Source organism: Anaeromassilibacillus sp. SJQ-5, assembly GCF_054108045.1.
Genome location: NZ_JBPJWQ010000001.1, coordinates 2,037,525 through 2,055,852, shown reverse-complemented (window position 1 = coordinate 2,055,852; position 18,328 = coordinate 2,037,525). Strand labels below are relative to the sequence as shown.

General features: G+C 61.0%; 15 protein-coding genes and 1 tRNA gene. 9 read left to right on the top strand and 7 right to left on the bottom strand.

The window, feature by feature from the left end; genetic code table 11:
• Nucleotides 1-152: 152 nt before the first annotated feature.
• The gene (locus ACSAMM_RS08710) at nucleotides 153-1,493 is read right to left on the bottom strand and encodes a GDSL-type esterase/lipase family protein (protein ID WP_457791082.1); all 1,341 of its coding nucleotides are present in this window, start codon (nucleotides 1,491-1,493) and stop codon (nucleotides 153-155) included.
• Nucleotides 1,494-1,740: 247 nt separating this feature from the next.
• On the opposite strand from ACSAMM_RS08710, the gene ACSAMM_RS08705 reads away from it, so the two are divergent.
• Nucleotides 1,741-2,556 (top strand): prohibitin family protein, encoded by an 816-nt coding sequence (locus ACSAMM_RS08705; RefSeq protein ID WP_457791081.1) that lies wholly within the window; start codon nucleotides 1,741-1,743, stop codon nucleotides 2,554-2,556.
• 58 nt (nucleotides 2,557-2,614) lie between these two features.
• Here the strand turns inward: ACSAMM_RS08705 and pnuC are convergent, their stop codons facing one another.
• The 5 genes from pnuC to ACSAMM_RS08680 all read right to left on the bottom strand — a co-directional run bounded on the left by pnuC (nucleotide 2,615) and on the right by ACSAMM_RS08680 (nucleotide 5,686).
• Complete coding sequence (gene pnuC / locus ACSAMM_RS08700; RefSeq protein WP_178720996.1) at nucleotides 2,615-3,313, bottom strand: nicotinamide riboside transporter PnuC; 699 nt, start codon at nucleotides 3,311-3,313, stop codon at nucleotides 2,615-2,617.
• A gap of 172 nt (nucleotides 3,314-3,485) precedes the next feature.
• Nucleotides 3,486-4,076, bottom strand: coding sequence for a hypothetical protein (locus ACSAMM_RS08695; protein ID WP_457791080.1), 591 nt, complete (start codon nucleotides 4,074-4,076; stop codon nucleotides 3,486-3,488).
• A gap of 154 nt (nucleotides 4,077-4,230) precedes the next feature.
• Nucleotides 4,231-4,317: transfer RNA gene (locus ACSAMM_RS08690), tRNA-Leu, on the bottom strand.
• Nucleotides 4,318-4,399: 82 nt separating this feature from the next.
• A complete protein-coding gene (locus ACSAMM_RS08685) occupies nucleotides 4,400-4,921 on the bottom strand; it encodes a cob(I)yrinic acid a,c-diamide adenosyltransferase (RefSeq protein ID WP_457791079.1) in 522 nt (173 codons plus the stop codon).
• Nucleotides 4,922-4,951: 30 nt separating this feature from the next.
• Nucleotides 4,952-5,686 (bottom strand): glycerophosphodiester phosphodiesterase family protein, encoded by a 735-nt coding sequence (locus ACSAMM_RS08680; RefSeq protein ID WP_178720991.1) that lies wholly within the window; start codon nucleotides 5,684-5,686, stop codon nucleotides 4,952-4,954.
• A 214-nt stretch (nucleotides 5,687-5,900) separates the two neighbouring features.
• Between ACSAMM_RS08680 and ACSAMM_RS08675 the strand changes: the two genes are divergently transcribed.
• From ACSAMM_RS08675 to ACSAMM_RS08640, 8 genes are all read left to right on the top strand, one after another.
• Nucleotides 5,901-7,430, top strand: coding sequence for a Ppx/GppA phosphatase family protein (locus ACSAMM_RS08675; RefSeq protein ID WP_457791078.1), 1,530 nt, complete (start codon nucleotides 5,901-5,903; stop codon nucleotides 7,428-7,430).
• 31 nt (nucleotides 7,431-7,461) lie between these two features.
• Complete coding sequence (locus tag ACSAMM_RS08670) at nucleotides 7,462-9,540, top strand: RNA degradosome polyphosphate kinase (protein WP_457791077.1); 2,079 nt, start codon at nucleotides 7,462-7,464, stop codon at nucleotides 9,538-9,540.
• 65 nt (nucleotides 9,541-9,605) lie between these two features.
• The gene (locus ACSAMM_RS08665) at nucleotides 9,606-10,679 is read left to right on the top strand and encodes an ATP-dependent 6-phosphofructokinase (RefSeq protein ID WP_178720985.1); all 1,074 of its coding nucleotides are present in this window, start codon (nucleotides 9,606-9,608) and stop codon (nucleotides 10,677-10,679) included.
• Between the two features lie 212 nt (nucleotides 10,680-10,891).
• Nucleotides 10,892-12,178, top strand: coding sequence for a UDP-N-acetylglucosamine 1-carboxyvinyltransferase (locus ACSAMM_RS08660; RefSeq protein ID WP_457791076.1), 1,287 nt, complete (start codon nucleotides 10,892-10,894; stop codon nucleotides 12,176-12,178).
• Between the two features lie 17 nt (nucleotides 12,179-12,195).
• Nucleotides 12,196-12,987 carry an MBL fold metallo-hydrolase gene (locus ACSAMM_RS08655; protein ID WP_457791075.1) on the top strand — a complete coding sequence of 264 codons (792 nt, stop codon included), beginning with the start codon at nucleotides 12,196-12,198 and terminating at the stop codon, nucleotides 12,985-12,987.
• A gap of 27 nt (nucleotides 12,988-13,014) precedes the next feature.
• Nucleotides 13,015-13,497: a 23S rRNA (pseudouridine(1915)-N(3))-methyltransferase RlmH gene (gene rlmH / locus ACSAMM_RS08650; RefSeq protein WP_178720979.1), complete on the top strand. Its 483-nt coding sequence runs from the start codon at nucleotides 13,015-13,017 to the stop codon at nucleotides 13,495-13,497.
• Nucleotides 13,498-13,917: 420 nt separating this feature from the next.
• Nucleotides 13,918-15,648: an ABC transporter ATP-binding protein gene (locus ACSAMM_RS08645; RefSeq protein WP_457791074.1), complete on the top strand. Its 1,731-nt coding sequence runs from the start codon at nucleotides 13,918-13,920 to the stop codon at nucleotides 15,646-15,648.
• On the top strand, nucleotides 15,645-17,399 hold the full coding sequence (locus ACSAMM_RS08640; RefSeq protein WP_178720977.1) for an ABC transporter transmembrane domain-containing protein: 1,755 nt from the start codon (nucleotides 15,645-15,647) through the stop codon (nucleotides 17,397-17,399). The genes ACSAMM_RS08645 and ACSAMM_RS08640 overlap by 4 nt, the downstream gene beginning before the upstream one ends.
• 253 nt (nucleotides 17,400-17,652) lie before the next feature.
• Here ACSAMM_RS08640 and ACSAMM_RS08635 read toward each other — a convergent pair whose 3' ends face one another.
• Nucleotides 17,653-17,979, bottom strand: coding sequence for a DUF1292 domain-containing protein (locus ACSAMM_RS08635; protein ID WP_178720975.1), 327 nt, complete (start codon nucleotides 17,977-17,979; stop codon nucleotides 17,653-17,655).
• Between the last annotated feature and the right edge of the window lie 349 nt (nucleotides 17,980-18,328).

Here is an 18,328-nt window from a genome sequence, read left to right as displayed (position 1 = left end):
AACCGGCGGGGCCTCGTTTAAAAGCCCAAGCCGGTTCGCATGGTTTGTCATCGGGTGGCCACCTGCATAGTACCGCAAGAAAAGGCTGGCTGCAATCCTTCATTTTCTACTGATGGATCGTTTTCCGAAAAAGGGGGCAGGGACGCATGAGTTTAGGCGGCGGGAACCAGGTGGTTCCGCCGCAGGAAGGCGACCAGGCTGTCGGCCATGGATTGGTGCTGTTCGGCGGTGGGGTGACCGTTGCCGCCCTTGTTGGGGCCGCAGGGCAGGGGACAGACGTAATAGCCCTTCTGCGGGCCGCCCAGGCTGTCCACCGCGTCGTCAGCCTCGTCCAGGTAATCGGCCATGATGCCGCCCGCTGCCCAGACAATCTTGGCCTGCGGATTCTTCTGCCGCACCTGCCGCATAAAATCCTGCATGGCCTGGGTCAGCGCCCGGGAGGAGCCGCCGGTCCACAGATCGTTGGTGCCCAGGTTGATGACCACGATGTCCGCCTGGCGGGAAAAATCCCAGCGGGCGGTTTTGTCCCGGTAATAGCTGATATAGTCATACATGGGGGGCAGAGCGGGATTGCCGGAATCCCAGCCCTGATACGCGCCGATGCCACTGCGGGCCAGGACACTGATATCCGCGCCCAAGGCCTGTGCGGCGTAATAGGCATAGCTTTTGGTGCCGTCCTGGTTCACCGAGTAGAAGCTGGCCGGCGCGGGAAGGCCCAGGCAGAGGTTACCCATTCCCACTGTAATGGAATCGCCCAGGAATTCCATGTAGAGGGGCCGATCGGCGGGGCGGCTTTTCAGCTGCCCTTTCAATTCAATGGAGCAGAGGGTTACCTGGCCGAAAAAGCTCTCCGTTTGGCGGACAACCTGAAAGGTATGGTCGCCTTTGGGCAGATTCTCCGCGAGAAGCAGCCGGGAACCGGAGCTGCGCGCCCGCGCCTGCTCTTTTCCGTCCACGAGGACGGTATAATACATGGTATCCGAGGCCTTTTCCTTTAAGTTCAGGCTCACGCTGCCCTCGCAGACGGCCTGAAATTCCAGGGTGTTGGCCGACCAGTCGAAGCTGATGCCGGACGAAACGGGGCCGCTGCGGCCTTGAATTTTCACCTTGGCCAGCACAGCTTTATCGGTCAGGGAGAGAACGGACATGGCGGGCTCTTTTGGCGTGGTGACGGTAGGCGAGGAGGTGGGGGCTTCGGTCGAGGCAGTGGTTATCCGGCTGGTGGGGGTGTTCCCGCGCGTTGGCGCGGCGTTTTTGGACGACGGGGACGGCCGATTCCCCGTCGTGGAACCATCGGAAGAGGTTTGGTTCTCCGGCACGGCTACGGATTGGCTTGGGTTTTCACTTTGGTCGGAGGAGGATGCCGTTCCTGTATCCCAGCTGCTTTCCGGAGAGGAGGAAGGCGTTTTTCCGCAGGCGGTGGACAGAAAACAGAGGGCACCGCTCAAGACGATGCAGAGGATTCGCACGGCAAATTTGGCGCGCTGGTACATGCTTGACAAGTCCTTTCCTATTTTTTGTTTTGTCCACGGCTAGTTTGGAGTGCTTTTGTTTCGTATACAGTTATCTTCATTATAAAAACAAAAGAGCGCTAACTGAATGGAATATATATTACGAAAACGTGAGGGATTTTAGCTTTTTGTATGACGCTTTATTCGTTTTTGTTTTTGACTTATGGGAACCACTCCGGTATAATACTTACTGCCAAGACCTAAAAAAGCAACGGGGAGAATGAAGAATATGGATAAGAAAATGCCGAAGTTTGCCAAAAGACTGCTGGTTATCGTCCCCTGCGCCATCGCGGCGCTGATTGTTGTCGCCGGCTGTTTCGACATTGTGCCGGCCGGGTACAAGGGCGTCAAGCTGACTATGGGGGCGGTGGGCGACACCGTGCTGAATGAGGGGCTGGCGTTCAAACTGCCCTTTGCGCAGCGGATCGTGCATGTGGACGCCCGGGTCAAAAAATACACGGTGGAGGGCGAGACCTCAGCGAGCAAAGACATGCAGTCCATCACCACCAACGTGGCCGTGAACTACCGGGTGGACGGGGCCAACGTGGACGAGCTGTATAAAAATCTGAGCCTCAACTATGAGGACACCATTATCGCGCCGGCCGTGTCCGAATGCATCAAGTCGGTCACGTCCCAGTACACGGCCGAGGAGACCATCACCCGCCGCAGCGAGATTTCCTCGCAGATCAAGGATATGCTCAAGGAGCGGCTGGAGGACAAGTACATATTCGTGGACAGCCTCAACATCACCGACCTGACCTTCAGCGCGGCGTTTGATAAGGCCATCGAGGAAAAACAGGTGGCGGAGCAGAACGCCCTCAAAGCGAAGTACGATCTGGAGAGGATCAAGACCGAGGCCGAGCAGGCGGTTATCAAGGCCAAGGGCGAGGCGGAGGCCATGGAAATCAAGAACAAGGCGCTGACCGAAAGCATCATTGAGCTGGAGTTCCTGGAGAAATGGGACGGGAAGATGCCCACCTATTACGGCGGGGACGCGGATTTGCTTTTGTCTCTCAACCCGGACAAGGAGAAGGCGGCGGAATAAAACAGACAGAACCGCCGGCGGGTCATGGAATGTGGCCCGCCGGCGGTTCTGTTTGTATTTACGCGCCTTCGCAGCGCTGCTGCCGGCTGCGCATGCGGCGCCAGTTATAGAAGCCGTAGAGATCGTTGCAGAAAAACATGGCGAAGCAGACCACCATGGGCAGATACGACAGGCTGTCCATAGCGGCCAGCACCCAGAGGACGATCAGAACCAGATCGTTGGCTGCGTAGGCCAGCGCGTAGGCCGGGCTGCGGCAGAACATCAGGTAGGATGCGAGAAAGCTGGTCAGGATGGACACCGTGCTGACGAGAAGGTTAGCGGTTTCGAAATAGGCGAGGATGAAGTAGAACAGGACGGTGACGATAAGGCCGAGGCCGCTCATCCAGGCGATTTGTCCGGCGGTCAGGCGGGCGACGGCCACCTCGCTTTTACCGGCCTGATACGGGTGCTTGAGCCAGGACACCACCGACATGACGGCGATGGGCGCGGTCATGCCGAGGTAGGTGATCATTTCGCCGTAGTAGCGGAACCGCAGGGAGACGGCGGCGTAGGCCAGGCTGAACACCACGGTGAGGATTTGGCCAAGGACCTCGCCCTTGGCGACGAAGATGAGGGCGGTCACGCCGATGAGGGAGGCGGCCAGGGTCAGGGGATGGCCGCCGCCGAAGAGGAAGGACAGCGTCACCACCGCCAGAGAGAACAGCCACAGGCCCCATTCGAAGCCGGTCAATTTGCGGAAAGGATTCCATGCTTGCATACGAGAAACCTCCATAAAAAATAAGCACCCGTGGCGCACATCTTCAAAGACCTAACGATGTGCGACGAATGCTTAACAGCATACACTACCCGGTGGCAGTTCCTATATAAGAGTTCTGTGACCGTATTATATCCGAGGAGGCGGGAAAAGTCAAGGGGGAACCGGCGCGGGCTTATGCTTCCAGAATTTTGGCGCGATACAGGCCTTGCTGCTTCAGCCGCTCCGCGATGGTATACACGTCTACGCCGTCAATGGAGATACGCCGACACTCGCCGGGCGCTTTTCGGGAAAAGGTATCCCATGGCGTTACGAGATGATCGGTTTCGGTCAGCCCATAGCGCTGCAGCAGGGGGATAAAGCGACGTGGCGACGGAGAATACAAATCTGTCAGCTTGTACTTTTGAATAAATATTTCTTCATGATTGACGTGGGAGGAAACGGCAAATTGAGACATGCCGTCTTCCAGGAGGATTTGTCCGTATTCCTGCAGGATGGCGTCTATCTGATCACGCGTCTGCCCATCAAGATAGCAGACCTCATCATGCCAACCTTTTTGCTCCAGCTGTTGTTCTTCCTGTTCAGTCAGCGGCAGCTGCAGCACGAAAAACAGCGGCTCGGGAAGGCCCTGGTAAAATTCGGTAAGCAAAGGCTGCAGCTTTTCAAAGCTGATGTTGGCCTGGATCGCTCGGCCCTCGTACACTTGAAACTGTTCTTGGATTTGTTCTGGAAAGGGCAGGGTCACCCCTGGCGCGATTTGAAACATGTGCATTCCTCCATCCAGCTTATGAAAGGCTCCTTTTAACCGACTGCAGGCCTGGTGCCGCAGGCGGGACTTGTAACCCGGGCGGGTTCAACTCTCGGCGGCTCCAGCGAACATAAAGGACGCACATCCCTGACGGGACGCACGTCCTTTATGTTGGTGCCGCAGGCGGGACTTGAACCCGCATGATGTTGCCACCGAGGGATTTTAAGTCCCTTGTGTCTGCCGATTCCACCACTGCGGCGTGGGGCACACCTATCATAGACGTTTTTTCGTCCGCTGTCAAGACAGGGCGGCCGAAATATCGGCCGCCCTGTTCTAGAACGTTACCATTCGATGCCGGGACGGGCGGCCTGACCGCGCTGGTAGGGGTGGCGGACAACCCGCATTTCGGTGATGTAATCGGCCAGCTCCAGGAGCTCGGGAGAGGGATCCCGGCCGGTGAGGACCAGCTCCAGGCTGTCGGGCCGGTTCTTTACGAAGGCCAGCAGGGATTCCTCCGGCAGGATGCCGGTGTTCACCGCGTCGAGCACCTCATCAAGCACCAGCAGATCCAGGCCGGACGCGGCCGATTCGCAGGCGCGCAGGAGAGATGCGTAGAAATCCCGGGCTTCCTCCCGATCCTCCGGCGTCATGGAAAAGGTAAAAGGGACATGAGGCAGGGCATCGAAAACCGTGACGCCCGGCAGGACTTTCAGCGCCGCGCATTCGCCGGAGGATCCATCCTTGAGAAACTGGGCGAAGCCGACACGAAGGCCGTGGCCGGCGGCCCGCAGGCAGAGACCCGCGGCGGCGGTGGTTTTCCCCTTGCCGCCGCCATGATAGATATGCAGCAATCCAGCGCGCATGATGCAACCGTTCCTTTCGTTATGGGGGGCTCAGCGGCCGAGGGCGGCCAGCACCCGGTCGGGAACATTGGTGATGATGCCGTCCACCTCAAGGGCGATGGCTTTTTCAATGGCCTCGGGGGCGTCCACCGTCCAGGCGTTGATGAGAATGCCCCGTTCGCGGCAGGCGGCCACTATCGCGGGGGTCAGGCCGCCCAGCTCCGGATGGATAGCGTCGGCGTGACAGCGTTCTACGAGGGCGAGGGTTTCCTCCACGGAATAATGCTCGCCATAGAGCAGGCCGAGGCGCAGGTCGGGATGCAGCTCCTTCAGCCGGCGGCCCCAGTCGTGCCAGAAGGTGGAGATGATGGTGCGCTCGACGCAGCCGAACTTGGCGATATTGGCGTAGAGGAGGTGGAGGGCCTCGTCCAGATCCTGGCCGGCGGCCAAGGGGCCTTTCAGCTCGATGTTGACCACGTCCATATGGTGGGTCAGCTCCAGCAGCTCGTCCAAGGTGGGGATGGGGGTGCCGGCGAATTTCGGGTTGAATTTCACGCCGAAATCGAAGGCTTTCAGCTCGGCCATGGTCATGTCCTGGATATGGCCGGCGCCGGTGGAGGTACGGCTGATGTCGTCGTCGTGGCAGACGGCGTACTGCTTGTCGGCGGTCAGATGGACGTCGGTTTCGAAGCCGTCGGCGTGCATATCCAGCGCGAGCTGGAAGGCGGGCAGGGTGTTTTCCGGCGCGTATGCACTCGCGCCGCGGTGGGCTTGAACCTGAATCATGCGATGACCCCTTTTCTGCACAAGATATGTCTCATTATACAACCGGGCCGCGGGGGATGACAAGCCTGAATCGACGGGGGCTCGTTTGAATTTTCTATAGGGCGATAAAAAACAGGAATAGTAATAGGGGAAATTCGATTCTTTACGGGATACTATCCCGTGTAGTATACTGTTAGACAGAAAACGAGATTGCCGGAAAGGAATGGGCGCGGCCATGAGTGAAAAACGGGCGGGCAAGGTCGTCAGCGTGACGGACATCGGCTCCAATTTTGTGCGCATGGGGGTATATCAGGCGGGCAAGGGAGGCGTACAGCGGTTGGACTATCTGGAAGTTCCGCTGCGGCTGGGGCACGAGGTATTCGCCACCGGCCGGATCAGCGTCTCCACGGTGCGGCAGCTGTCCTCCATTTTGCGGGGATACGCCCAGGTGATGAAGGAATACGGGGTCACTGAATACCGGGCCATCGCCACCACGGCCATGAGGGAAGCGAAAAACCGGGCCTATGTGCTCGATCAGCTGCGGATACAGAACAATCTGGTGGTGGAGGTGCTGGAGGACGGAGAGGAAAGCTCCCTGGTGTACAGCGCGCTGTGCCGTTCGCCGCTGCTGCGGGAGGAATCGCTGCTGTCCTACGTGGGGACGGGCAGCGTGGGCCTGGCGGTGTGGCGGCAGGGGGCGGTGGATCTCAGCTGCAATCTGACCATCGGGTTCCTCAAACTCAGCGAAATGCTGCGGGGCCAGGAGGAGCTGACGGCCCGGTTTTACAGGGTGCTGGAGGAATATGTGGAGAACTATTTCCAGCGGGTGGCCCTGCGGCTGGATGGGCAGACCTTTTCGCGCATTCTGCTGTCTGGGCGGCAGCTGGATTCCATCGCGGCCCTATGCGGCGGCCGGGAGGAGAAGGGGGCGCTGGTGGTGGAACGCCGCCAGCTCGAGGAAATGTATGCCCTGCTCAAGGGGATGAACGCCTCCACGGTGGCCCGGGAAATGCAGCTAAGCGAGGAGGTGGCGGACCAAATCGCGCCTATGCTGGCCATTTACCGGCGGATGTTGGATATCACCCAGGCGAAAAAGCTGGTGGCGCCGCCGGTCAACCTGATGGAAATCCTGGCCGCCCAGCTGCTGCTTCCGGCGGAAAAGGCCGCCTTCGAGCAGGCGCAGCGGGCGGGGGCCGTGGCCTCCAGCCGCCGGCTGGCCCTGCGGGAGGGGGCGGACGCCGCCCACGCCGAGCGGGTGCGCAGCGTCAGCGTTTTTCTGTTCGGCAAGCTCAAAAAGCTCCACGGCATCAACGCGAAACGGCTGGTCCTGCTGGAATGCGCGGCACTGCTGCACGAGCTGGGGCACCGGGCCAACGTCAAGGACGAGGCGCAGGCGGCCTATGATTTGATCAAATCCTCTTACATTTACGGACTGGACGACGAGGAGACCATGCTGGTGGCGGAAATCGCCCGGTATGGCAACCCTCACCGGACGCCCGACGCGGATCGGCCCCTGCCCGAAAAGCAGCGGCTGCTCATCGACAAGCTGGCGGCCATCATGGGCCTGGCGGACGCCCTGGATATCACCCGGAAGGGGCGGATAAGCGATCTCAAGGTGCGCCTGGAGGAGGATAAGCTGGCGGTAACCGCCGCGGCCCGGGACGATCTGCTGCTGGAGAAGTGGGCGTTCCAGGAGGGGGGCGCGTTCTTTGAGGACGCGTTCGGCATCCGGCCGGTACTGACGCACAAAAGCCTGCTGCTGTGACAGCGGGACGGGAAGGAGCGGGAATACGCATATGAAAACCGAGAAAAAGGGACCGGGCGTCCCGTATATCAACCGAGAGCTCAGCTGGCTGGACTTCAACGCGCGGGTGCTGGAGGAGGCCTATGAAAAGGAGAATCCGCCGCTGGAGCGATGCAAATTCCTGGGAATCACGGCCTCCAATCTGGACGAATTTTTCATGGTGCGGGTGGCCGGCGTCAAGGAACAGGTGCGCTCCGGGTACAAGGAGACGGATCCCGCCGGGCTGACGCCCGACCGGCAGCTGCGGCTGCTGGCGGAGAAAATCCACGCCTTTGTGGAGAAGCAGTACAGCTGCCTGACCCGCTCGCTACTGCCCCTGCTGCGGCAGAACGGGATCGCCCTGCTCAAGGGGGACGACCTGACCGCCGAGCAGGAGCGGTTTGCGGACGATTATTTCGAAAACGTGCTGTTCCCGGTGCTGACGCCGCTGGCGGTGGATCGCAGCCGGCCCTTTCCGATGCTGTCCAACAAGAGCCTGAACCTGGGCGTCCGGCTGCGCAAGGAAGGGGAAACGGCCTTTGCGGTGGTGCAGGTGCCGGCCATCCTGCCCCGGCTGGTGGAGGCGCCGGCGGAGGAGGGACGGGCGTTCCTGCTGCTGGAGAGTCTCATCGCCCGGCATTTCGGGGATTTGTTCGAGCTGCACGACATTGTGGCGTACACGGCGTTCCGGGTGACCCGGAATTCCGACCTGGACATCGACGAGGAGTCGGAGGATCTGCTCATCGAAATCCAGGAATCGATTAAGAAGCGCAAGCGGGGACGGCCGGTGCGCCTGGAGCTGTCCCGCCACTGCGACGCCGAGCTCAAGGAGTTCCTCACCGAGATGCTGGAGGTGGAGGAGTCCGAAATTTACGAGGCGGCGGGGCCGCTGGATCTGACCTTCTGCTTCCGGCTCAGCGGGCTGGACGACCGGCTGCGCCTGCCGCCCATCGTGCCGGCGGCCCCGGCGGATTTCTTCGGGTACGACGACATGTTCGAGGCCATCCGGGAGGGGGATCGGTTCGTCCATCACCCCTATGAGAGCTTCGACTGCGTGGTGGATTTCGTGCGGGCGGCGGCAGAGGACCCGAATGTCTTGGCCATCAAGCAGACCCTGTACCGGGTCAGCGGCCATTCCCCTATCATCGCCGCCTTGATGCGGGCCGCCGACAACGGCAAGCAGGTGACGGTGCTGGTGGAGCTTAAGGCGCGGTTCGACGAGGAGAACAACATTCACTGGGCCCTCAAGCTGGAGGAAGCGGGGTGCCATGTGATTTACGGGCTGGCGGGGCTGAAAACCCATTGCAAGATTCTGCTGGTGGTGCGCCGAGAGGAGGACGGGCTGCGGCGGTACGTCCATCTGGGGACAGGCAACTACAACGACAGCACTGCCCGGCAGTACACCGACATGGGGATGTTCACCTGCCGGGAGAGCTTTGGGGCGGACGCGTCCTCTTTGTTCAACGTGCTCACCGGGTATTCCCGGCCGCCCCGGTACAACCGTTTCATCACGGCGCCGGACAACATGCGGCCCTTCTTCGAGCGGATGATCGATCAGGAGACGGCCAACGCGGAGCAGGGGCTGCCCAGCGGCATTTTCGCAAAGGTAAATTCCCTGGTGGATCCGGACATCATCGCGCGGCTGTACCGCGCGTCCCAGGCGGGGGTGCCGATTACGCTGGTGGTGCGGGGGATCTGCTGCCTGGTGGCCGGGCTGCCGGGGGTGAGCGAGACCGTCACGGTGTACAGCGTGGTGGGGCAGCTGCTCGAGCACAGCCGGATTTTCCGCTTTGAAAACGGGGGAAGCCCGCGGCTGTATCTGGGCAGCGCCGACTGGATGCAGCGCAACCTGGATCGGCGGGTGGAGCTGGTGTTCCCGGTGGAGGACGAGGGCATTGTCCGCCGGGTGGAGGAGGTCATCTCCCTGACCACCGAGGACACGGTCAACGCCCGAGTGCAGCTGCCGGACGGAAGCTATGAGCTGCAGGATCGGCGGGGACGGCCCGTGCTTAACTGCCAGACCGAGCTGGCCGCGCGGGCGCGCCGGGCACTCCAGCAAAAGGAGAAGGATATTAACGAAGGATTAATATAACGAATGTTAATTAAAATGAGGATTCGGGAACCGTTTCGATTTCTGCGAAAAGGGATGTTATAATTATGAAAAAAGTGGGGATATTAACCAGCGGCGGCGATTGCCAGGGATTAAATGCGGCGATCCGCGGCGTGGCCAAGGCGTTGTATGAGGCGTTCGACGAGGTGGAGATTTACGGGATCCTGGAGGGCTACAAGGGGCTGATCGAGGGAAACTGGCGGAGGATGAAGCCGGAAGATTTTTCCGGGATTCTGACGCTGGGCGGCACGGTGCTGGGCACCTCCCGGCGGCCCTTCAAGCTCATGCGGGTCATCGAGGACGACAGCGTCGACAAGGTGGCGGCCATGAAAAAGACGGTGGCGGATTTGGGGCTCGACTGCCTGGCGATTCTGGGCGGGAACGGCACCCACAAGACGGCCAACCTCCTGCGGGAGGAAGGGGTGCATGTGGTGACGCTGCCCAAGACCATCGACAACGATTTGTGGGGCACCGACATGACCTTCGGGTTTCAAAGTGCGGTGGACATCGCCACCCAGGTCATCGACTGCATCCACACCACCGCCACCTCCCACGGGCGGGTGTTCATTGTGGAGGTCATGGGCCACAAGGTGGGATGGCTGACCCTGCACGCGGGCATCGCGGGCGGCGCAGACATCGTGCTGCTGCCGGAAATCCCCTACGACATCCAGAAGGTGGGCAAGGCCTTGGACAAGCGGAGGCGGCAGGGCAAAACCTTCTCCATCCTGGCGGTGGCGGAGGGCGCCCTGTCCAAGGAAGAGGCGAAGCTGGGCAAAAAGGCGCTGGCGGCCAAGCGGGCGGCGGAAGGGGATCCGTCCATCGCCTACCGGATCGCCAAGGAGCTGGAGCCCTTTGTAGGCACGGAGACGCGGGTATGCGTACCGGGGCATTTCCAGAGGGGCGGCAGCCCCTGCGCCTACGATCGGGTGCTGGCCACCCGGCTGGGCGCGGCGGCGGCGCGGCTGATCGCCGAGGAAAAATACGGGTACATGTGCGCCGTCATCCATGATGAAATCGTGCCCGTTCCCTTAGAAGAGGTGGCCGGCAAGCTCAAGAAGGTGCCGGCGGACTGCCCGGCCATTCAGGCGGCCAAGGAAATCGGGATGAGCTTCGGTAATTGATTTTCAGCGCTTATGCCCGCACGATAACGGAATTTTTGTGAAAAACAGAAATTGTTTTCCATTCGGCACGGATTTACTGGACAGACGGCTGTTTGTCCGGAGAAAAACGGCAGCGAAGGAATAAATACCAAGGGATAGCAGCATTTTATGTTTGATTTTTTCCCTTTTGGTGATATAATAGGAATGTTAAAATTCCGGAGGAGTGGGGCCGATTGGAAAAATATAGAGTATATGGCGGCCATCGGCTGGTCGGCGACGTGGAAATCAGCGGCGCCAAGAACGCGGTGGTGGCCATTCTTCCTGCTGTGATCCTTGCCGACGGCGTCTGCCGTATTGAAAATATACCGAACATTATGGATGTGGCTACATCCCTTGAAATTCTGTCTTCCATCGGCGCGCAGGTGCGCCGGCTGAATAAAAACACGGTGGAGATCGATCCCCGGCCGATTTCCACTCATGTGGTGCCGCACGATTTGGCGCGGCACATGCGGGCTTCTTATTATTTCATCGGCGCGCTGCTGGGCCGGTTCGGCACGGCGCGGGTTTCCATGCCGGGCGGCTGCTATTTCGGCGTGCGGCCCATCGATCAGCATCTGAAGGGCTTCACGGCGCTGGGAGCGACGGTGGCGCCCATGGAGCATGGCATGATCGATGTAGTGGCCGAGCGTTTGGTGGGCAACTCCATTTATCTCGACATGGTGTCGGTGGGCGCGACGGTCAACATCATGCTGGCCGCCGTGAAGGCCCGGGGAATTACGGTCATTGAAAACGCGGCCAAGGAGCCGCATATCGTGGATCTCGCCAACTTTTTGAACTCCATGGGCGCGGATGTGCGGGGCGCGGGCACCGATGTTATCAAGGTGCGGGGCGTGGAGCATCTCTACGGCGCGTCCTATTCCATCATCCCCGATCAAATCGAGGCGGGGACCTATATGGCGGCGGCCATGGCCACCGGCGGCGACATCGTGGTGCGCAACGTCATCCCGAAGCATCTCGAATCCATCACCGCGAAGCTGATGGAAATGGGGGCCGTGGTGGAGGAATACGACGACGCGGTGCGGGTGCGCCGGGACGGGCCGATCCTCCACTGCAACGTCAAGACCATGCCGCATCCCGGATTCCCTACCGATATGCAGCCGCAGATTGGCGCATTGCTGACCATGGCGGAGGGCACGAGCATTGTCACCGAGGGCATCTGGGACAACCGGTTCCGGTATGTGGACGAGCTGCGGCGCATGGGCGCGCAGGTGCAGGTGGACGGCAAGGTCGCCGTGTTCCAGGGCATCGATCAGCTGACGGCGGCCCCGGTCAAGGCGGTGGATCTGCGGGCGGGCGCGGCGATGGTGATCGCCGGGCTGGCGGCCAGAGGCTGCACCGAAATCGAAGAAATCCAGTATATCGAGCGCGGCTACGAGGATATCGTGGAGAAGCTGCAGAGCCTGGGAGCGGATATCCGGCAGGTAACCATTCCCGACACGGTACTGCGGCAGGCGCTTTAAGAGGTTGAGGTAAATACATGGCGCGTTATTGTCCCCTATTCAGCGGCAGCAGCGGCAACTGCTGCTACATAGGTTCCGCCGCGGGCGGGGTCCTGGTGGATGCCGGGGTGAGCGCGAGACGGATCGAAACCGCCCTGCGGGAGCGGGAGATCGATCCCGGCAGCATCCGGGCCATCTGCGTCACCCACGAGCACAGCGATCACGTGGCGGGGCTGCGGGTGCTGACCCGGCGGTACGGGATGCCGGTCTTTGCCTCCCGGGGAACGCTTGAGGAGCTTTTGCACGCCGGTATTTTGGGGGAGCGGGACGCCTTCGCCGTCATCGACGAGGAGGGCATCGAGGTGGCGGACATGGAAATCACCGCGTTTCCAACGCCCCACGACAGCGCCGAAAGCCTGGGGTTCCGGATACATACTGCCGACGACCGGCGGATTGCGGTGGCCACCGACATGGGCTATATGACGCCGGTGGTGCGTAAGGCGCTGCGCGGCTGCGACCTGGTGCACATCGAGTCCAATCACGATATCCGCATGCTGGAAAACGGGCCCTATCCCTATTTCTTGAAAAAGCGGATACTGGCCAAGACAGGTCATCTGTCCAACGAGGCGTGTGCCGCCGAGCTGCCGCAGTTCGCGCAGGAGGGGACGACGCGGTTCGTGCTGGCCCATCTCAGCGCGGAGAACAATCTGCCGGATTTGGCATACGTCACCTCGCAGGCGGCGCTGCAGGAAGCGGGGCTGCGGGCCGGGGTGGATTTTCTTCTCCAGGTAGCGGAACGGGTATCCACCGAAAAAGTGACGGTATTTTAACGAATGTTAATTGTATAGGTTGTTGCTGTGAGACATATATCGCTGCTCTGTGTGGGCAAACTGAAGGAAGCCTATTGGCGGGACGCCTGTGCCGAATATGGAAAGCGGCTGTCGGCCTTCTGCCGCCTGACGGTGACGGAGGTGGAGGAGGAGCGGCTGCCGGAGAATCCCTCCGCCGCGCAAATCGCGCGGGCGGTGCAAGAAGAGGGGCGCCGGCTGCTGGCTAAGGTGCCCGCCGGCGCGGCGGTGATCGCCTGGTGTATCGAGGGGAAAGAGCTGGATTCGCCGGCGTTTTCCGAAACGCTGGACAAGCTGGCGGTGGACGGGGTGAACGCGGCGGCGCTGGTCATCGGCGGCTCTTGGGGCTTGTCCGACGACGTGAAGAAGGCTGCGCGGCTGCGGCTTTCCATGTCGCCCATGACCTTCCCGCACCAGCTGGCCCGGGTAATGGTACTCGAGCAGCTCTATCGGGCCATGCAGATTTCCCAAGGAGGGAAATATCATAAATAGAATCACGGCGGCTGATACCGCAAGAGGTTACGAACGGGGGTTATGCCCCCGTTTTGTTATTGTAGGAGAAAACCCGACGCGGTATCGTCAGGCGGATTCCCTGCGTTTGGCATCGGCCTTGTTTTGAAGGTATGGCCGACCGGGGAATGAACGGACGGCGGTGGGACAGACTAACGGAGAAGCAGCCCGTTCCAGCCAAACGTATCCGGCGGGCCGGGGAACGACCGCCTACAAAGAAGTTCGAGGGACGGGAGCCCTGACAAAACGGCGACAATTCCGGTTCGGCCGCGGCACAGGTTTGGCGATCTTTCTATGGCGGGAAAAGGGGAAATATGGTACACTATTTTCGTTGCCGCGACAGTTAGGTAAGCGGCTTTTCTTTCCACTTAGCTGACTATACATCTCCTGGAGGTGGCCCATTTGTCCCTGAAGCCTTTCGGACCCTTTCTCAAACCCTACCGCGTCTATTGCATTCTCGGCCCGGCGGCCAAGCTGGCGGAGGCGGTGCTCGAGCTGTATCTGCCGCTGCTGATGGCCAAGGTGATCGACGACGGCATCGCCAAGGGAGATACGGGATATATCCTGAAAATGGGCGGCGTGATGCTGGGTATCGTGACAGTGGGGCTGCTGTGCGCCCTGGTGTGTCAATACGTGGCCTCCGTCACCTCCCAGGGCTTTGGCACCGGTCTGCGCCACGCGGTGTTCCGCCGGATTACATCCCTGTCCCACGCGGAGCTGGACGCCTTCGGCACCCCGTCCCTCATCAACCGGGTGACCAGCGACGTCAATCAGCTCCAGTACGCGGTGGCCATGCTGATCCGGCTGGTGATCCGCGCGCCGTTTTTGTGCGTGGGTGGGATCGTCATGGCCATGACCATCGATCTGCGGCTGTCACTGGTGATTATCGTGGCTATCCCGCTGTTCGTGCTGATTATCACCCTGGTGATGCGTAAGACGGTGCCGCTGTACCGCACGGTGCAGGGCCGGCTGGATAAGCTGACCCGGGTGCTGCGGGAAAATCTGTCGGGCGTGCGGGTGATCCGCGCGTTTGCCCGCACGGACAAGGAGCAGAAGCGGTTCGGCGGCGCGACGGAGGAACACACCGCCGCCTCCATCCGGGTCGGAAAGCTGGCGGCGCTGCTCAATCCCGGCACCCAGCTGATCATGAACCTGGCCATTCTGGCCATCGTGTGGTTCGGCGGGCTGCGGGTGGAGGCCGGGGGCATGACCACCGGCGAAATCATCGCGTTTATCAATTATGTTAACCAAATTCTGCTGGCGCTGCTGGTGGTGGCTAACCTGGTGGGAACTTTCACCAAGGCCTATGCCTCCGCCGGACGGGTGCTGGAGGTGCTGGGAGCGGAGCCGTCCATCCAGGAGGAAGAGGGCGGCGAGACGCAGGGTGTCCCGGGGACGCCGGCAGTGGAGTTCCGGCATGTGGATTTTTCTTACGGCGGCGACCGGGTATTGACCGACATCTCCTTTTCGGCGCCCAGAGGGGCCATGGTGGGCATTTTGGGCGGCACTGGCTCGGGCAAATCCACGCTGATGCATCTGCTGATGCGGTTCTACGACGTCGAGGCGGGGGCCGTGCTGGTGGAAGGCCGGGACGTGCGGGAGTATGCGCCCGACGCGCTGCGGCATAAGGTGGGGCTGGTGCCGCAGAAGGCGGAGCTGTTCTCCGGCACCATCGCGGACAACATCCGCTGGGGCGACCCGCAGGCCGACGATCAGGCGGTGCGAGACGCTGCCGTCATGGCTCAGGCCGATGAATTCATCCGCCGGCAGAAGGACGGCTATCAATCCCTGGTGGAGCGGGGCGGAACCAATCTGTCCGGCGGGCAGAAGCAGCGGCTGACCATCGCCAGGGCGCTGGTGCGCCGGCCCGCCATCCTGGTGCTGGATGATTCCTCCAGCGCGCTGGATTATGCCACCGACGCGGCGCTGCGCCGGGCCATCCGGGAGGGCACCGAGGGGATGACCGTATTCATGGTCTCCCAGCGGGTCAGTGCCGTCAAGCAGGCGGATCTCATCCTGATGCTGGACGACGGCGAGCTGGCGGGGGCGGGCAGTCACGAGGAGCTGCTGGCCACCTGCGAGGCTTACCGGGAAATCTGCGAGTCGCAGGAGAAAGGAGGCGACGGCCGATGAAAACCGACAAGCCGCGCACCATGCGGCGCCTGCTCGGCTATGTGGGGCGGCACAAGGCGGCTCTGGCGGGCGTGTTTGTGTTCGCGCTCATCGGCAACACGTCGCTGCTGCTGGCCCCCAAGCTGATTGGGCGGGCTATCGACCTTATCCTGCCGGGGACGGGGGGCGGCTATCTGGCCGCTCTGCTGAAAACGCTGGCGGTCATCGGCGTGCTGTACCTGGCCGGCTCCCTGTTCAACTGGCTGACGGCCCTGTGCGCCAATCTGGTGGCCAACCGGACAGTGCGGGCCCTGCGGGTGGATTTGTTCGGCAAGCTGGGGCGGTTGCCGCTGCAATACTACGACACCCATTCCCATGGCGACATGATGAGCCGGTTCACCAACGACATCGATGCCATCTCCGACGGGCTGAACCAGGGGATCGTCCAGCTGGTGTCCGGCGTGATGACGGTGCTGCTGTCCCTGGCGTTCATGCTGTCCCTCAATCCCATGGTCACGCTGGTGGCGGTGTTCGTCACGCCGCTCTGCTTCCTGGTGGGCTTTGCCATCACCAAATACGGCAGCCGCCGTTTTAAGGAGCAGAGCCGCACGCTGGGGCGGCTTAACGGCTACGCGGAGGAGCTGATAAGCGGGCAGAGGACGGTCAAGGCCTTCGGCTATGAGGACCGGGCGGTGGACGGGTTCGACGCCATCAACGCCGAGCTGTACCAATGTGGATACCGGGCGCAGTTCGCTTCCGCCCTGGTCAACCCCTCCACCCGGTTTGTCAACAATGTGGCTTACGTGCTGGTGGGGGTGTTCGGCATCCTGGCGGTGCTGAAAAACGCCCTGACCCCCGGCGGGGTAGCCAGCTTTTTGACCTATACGGCGCAGTTTTCCAAGCCCTTCAATGAGATAACGGCCATCACCATGCAGCTGCAGCTGGCCATGGCCTCCGCCCGGCGGGTGTTCGCCGTGCTGGACGGGGAGGAGCAACGGCCCGAGCCGGCCGACGCGGCGCGGCTGGAGGCAGCGGAGGGCTCCGTGGCTTTCGAGCACGTACGCTTCGCCTACCAGCCAGAACGGCCGCTGATCACCGATTTCAACCTCACGGTGAAGCCGGGGATGACGGTGGCTATCGTGGGACCCACGGGGGCGGGAAAGACCACCCTGGTCAACCTGCTGATGCGGTTCTATGAGGTGGACGATGGCCGCATCAAGGTGGAAGGACAGGATATCACCGGGGTGACCCGGGACAGCCTGCGGCGCAGCTTCGGCATGGTACTGCAGGACACCTGGCTGTTTGCCGGCACCATCCGGGAAAACATCGCCTATGGCAAGCCGGACGCCACCGACGAGGAAATCGAAGCGGCGGCCAGGGCCGCCCATGCGCACAGTTTCATCCGCCGGCTGCCCGACGGCTACGGCACCCTAATCGCGGAGGACGGGGGCAACCTGTCCCAGGGGCAGAAGCAGCTGCTGACCATTGCGCGGGCCATGCTGCTGGATTCGCCCATGCTGATCCTGGACGAGGCCACCAGCTCGGTGGATATTCTCACCGAGATGCGGATTCAGAAGGCCTTCCGGAAGATGCGGGAGGGGAAAACCGCCTTTATTATCGCCCACCGGCTGTCCACCATCCGGGATGCGGATCTCATCCTGGTGCTGGACAAGGGCGACGTGGTGGAGCAGGGAACCCACGGCGAGCTGCTGGAAAAAGGCGGGTTTTACGCCAGTCTGTATAATTCCCAGTTCGCGGGGGAAGAAGCCTGAAAAAACGCCCGGAGGTAAGATTACCTCCGGGCGTCTGTTTGTTTATATAGTCCCGCTGTGCCGTATCGCGACTTGCATAACCTGCTACTAATAAGTCAAGCAGGTGGGCGCCGCCCAGGACGTTCCGACTCCCTTCTTCCCGCCGAAGCGGGGAGGTCTGTCATCCGGCCCCGGAGCTAGGCTCCCGAAGTCCAAGTGTAGTAGGGTTAAAAAGCCGCAGTCCGCGCACACAGCAGGAGGGCGGACGATGGAATCAGTTAAGAGGCTCCTCGTCTGCCGGGGATTCCAGTTCCTCGACCTCGTACAGGTCGGACAGGCGTTCCTCGAAGATTTCGGCGATCTCATCGAACACGGCGTCGTCTTCGATGGGCACCAGCAGATCCTCGCCGTTTTCCTCCGCCACTTCCAAAATAATCAGCTCGCCGTCGTCGTTGACGGATTCGTCCGCATCGTCATAGACGGGAAGAAGGGCCACATACCGCCCGTCGTCCGTCTCGATGGCGTCCAGCAGTTCGAACTGGTGCTCGTTTCCTTCGTCGTCCAGGACGGTTACCAAATCCGCGCCGTATTCATCCGACATAGTCTTTCTCCCATCCGCAGCGGTCCCGCCGGGGGACACGTTCGTTCAATTTTACGTACCGGCGGGATTGCCCGCAGGACGTTACCACCATTTTACCCTGTAAACCGGGTTTCGTCAAGAGTAGGAGATTGGAATTTTCAATAAGTTAATAATTCCACTTTTCATCTTTTATTAACAAATAATATATTGACAATTCACAAATGAAGTGCTATACTACAATCAGCGAAAGGGAACAGAGAAGAACCTCACAGGGTGAGGAACCTGAGCCTGATCGTGAAGGCAAAAGAAAGGGGTGAGTCCCATGCACAGCGATTCAGAAGCACAGCAGATTGCCTGCGCGGGGCGGAAC

Excerpts from the sequence above, each read along its gene's own strand:
- ACSAMM_RS08695 (WP_457791080.1), bottom strand. The coding sequence starts at position 4,076 with ATGTTTCAAATCGCGCCAGGGGTGACCCTGCCCTTTCCAGAACAAATC.
- pnuC (WP_178720996.1), bottom strand. The coding sequence starts at position 3,313 with ATGCAAGCATGGAATCCTTTCCGCAAATTGACCGGCTTCGAATGGGGC.
- ACSAMM_RS08640 (WP_178720977.1), top strand. The coding sequence starts at position 15,645 with ATGAAAACCGACAAGCCGCGCACCATGCGGCGCCTGCTCGGCTATGTG.
- ACSAMM_RS08655 (WP_457791075.1), top strand. The coding sequence starts at position 12,196 with ATGGCGCGTTATTGTCCCCTATTCAGCGGCAGCAGCGGCAACTGCTGC.
- ACSAMM_RS08680 (WP_178720991.1), bottom strand. The coding sequence starts at position 5,686 with ATGATTCAGGTTCAAGCCCACCGCGGCGCGAGTGCATACGCGCCGGAA.
- ACSAMM_RS08685 (WP_457791079.1), bottom strand. The coding sequence starts at position 4,921 with ATGCGCGCTGGATTGCTGCATATCTATCATGGCGGCGGCAAGGGGAAA.
- ACSAMM_RS08635 (WP_178720975.1), bottom strand. The coding sequence starts at position 17,979 with ATGTCGGATGAATACGGCGCGGATTTGGTAACCGTCCTGGACGACGAA.
- ACSAMM_RS08670 (WP_457791077.1), top strand. The coding sequence starts at position 7,462 with ATGAAAACCGAGAAAAAGGGACCGGGCGTCCCGTATATCAACCGAGAG.
- ACSAMM_RS08665 (WP_178720985.1), top strand. The coding sequence starts at position 9,606 with ATGAAAAAAGTGGGGATATTAACCAGCGGCGGCGATTGCCAGGGATTA.
- ACSAMM_RS08710 (WP_457791082.1), bottom strand. The coding sequence starts at position 1,493 with ATGTACCAGCGCGCCAAATTTGCCGTGCGAATCCTCTGCATCGTCTTG.
- ACSAMM_RS08675 (WP_457791078.1), top strand. The coding sequence starts at position 5,901 with ATGAGTGAAAAACGGGCGGGCAAGGTCGTCAGCGTGACGGACATCGGC.
- ACSAMM_RS08705 (WP_457791081.1), top strand. The coding sequence starts at position 1,741 with ATGGATAAGAAAATGCCGAAGTTTGCCAAAAGACTGCTGGTTATCGTC.